This is a genomic window from Paenibacillus sp. 01T422 (assembly GCF_056398785.1).
Window position 1 is genome coordinate 1 of record NZ_JBFTQB010001196.1, and the last position, 1,507, is coordinate 1,507.

Consider the following 1,507-nt stretch of genomic DNA (forward strand, 5'->3'; position numbering starts at 1 on the left):
CGTTTACCTGAGCATTAGGAACGACGCTGCTATCACTAGCTCGCTTGATGTTCTGAACCCCCGCATTTTGCAAAATACGTTCCACAGCTTGAACGGCTGCCGGATCGGTGCCGTTGCCTGTGATGAGACCTACTTCCGCAGGGATAGTGAAACTTTGCCCTCTCGCTGTAACGGACTGCGGGATAGGGGAAATCGCAGGAATGCTGCTAACAGGCTCAGTCTCTGCCGCATGCGAAAGCGGTACGCTGAACAAAGGAACGGCAATGGCAGCTGCTAGAAACAAAGTTGTTGTTTTTCTCCATAGGCCATCATTGAAAATCACTTTTTTAACATTCATATGAAGCCACCTTTTCAATAAAATTGGAATTCCTGGCGTTTTCCTTCAACAGTCAAAACCAAGCATTGGAGCGAGCTTAGAGAGAAGCTCCCTAAGCTCACGCCATGCAGCGGCTTATTGCATAATTTGGTTCGCGATAGCTGCAAGATCGTTAATGTCAATCACGTTATCATGGTTTACATCTGCCTGTTTGACTTCATTCCAGTCAAGACTTGTGGCTGTTTTGCCGTAGTTAGCCGCAGCAAAACCTAGATCCCCGATACTCACTTTGCCATCCCCGTTCACATCGCCTACGGTTCCTTGAACGACCAAGGATTTAAACGTATTGAGTGCCGATTGCAGTACAGCCAGAGCTAATGAGGATAAGGGAGCGCTGCTCAAGCATAGCCCTCTATCTCTCGTATTGTTGTGCCTATCAACGCACTTGCGATCTTCGACAAGATTCGATACATTTTGTATCTAGCAAGACATACACGATCACTTTGGAATCTTCAGTCTATTATTTTGTTGGCAATCGCCGCCAAGTCGCTGATGTCGATCATTCCGTCATTGTTGATATCTGCTGCTTTCACCTGCTGCCAGTTCGGACTAGCCGATGTTTCGCCGTAATGTGCTGCTGCAAACCCTAAATCACCAATACTTACTTTATTATCTCCGTTCACATCTCCCGGAATGCCAACAGGTACAGGCGTGACCTGGACTGTGATCGAGGAAGTGTCCGCGGTCCAYTCAACTCCTTTGTCATCGGCCAGCGTAGCTTCCGTGATTGTAATCAAGCCCGCTACCGATTGCTGCACATTCTTCGCCATAAAGACGATTTCGGCGAATTCCGAGGTACCGGTAACAGCGTTTCCTCCGCCTTGACTAGCTATGATAACGCGGAGATCGCCTGCTTGATCCTTGGATTGAACGATGCTAATTCCGTTTTTCGTTGATTTTGCCGTGAAAAATGACATGACATTGGCATCATATTTCAGCTTGATGTCCTGCCCATAGACGCTTTGCGTCACGTTTTTTAGTCCAAACTGGACCGTGAATTCACTCCCAGCAACAACAGAGTTGGCACCACTGAGCGTTGTTCCAGAAACGCCTGAAACAGCACCATACGCCCCGCGATTCTGGGTAACCGATGAGATCGGATTGCCCCAGAAATCCTTACCGCCGTTGTTG

The 1,507-nt window shown here is 48.1% G+C and carries 3 protein-coding genes; all 3 read right to left on the minus strand.

The features are described 5' to 3' along the window. The coding region (locus tag AC1DUA_RS37115) for a hypothetical protein (RefSeq protein ID WP_477504487.1) at window positions 1-337 on the minus strand (337 nt) is incomplete at its 3' end. Window positions 338-451: 114 nt separating this feature from the next. Next, the gene (locus tag AC1DUA_RS37120) at window positions 452-718 is read right to left on the minus strand and encodes a dockerin type I domain-containing protein (protein WP_477504488.1); all 267 of its coding nucleotides are present in this window, start codon (window positions 716-718) and stop codon (window positions 452-454) included. A 110-nt stretch (window positions 719-828) separates the two neighbouring features. Next, window positions 829-1,507 (minus strand): cohesin domain-containing protein (locus AC1DUA_RS37125; RefSeq protein ID WP_477504489.1); only part of this gene is annotated, 679 nt, incomplete at its 5' end.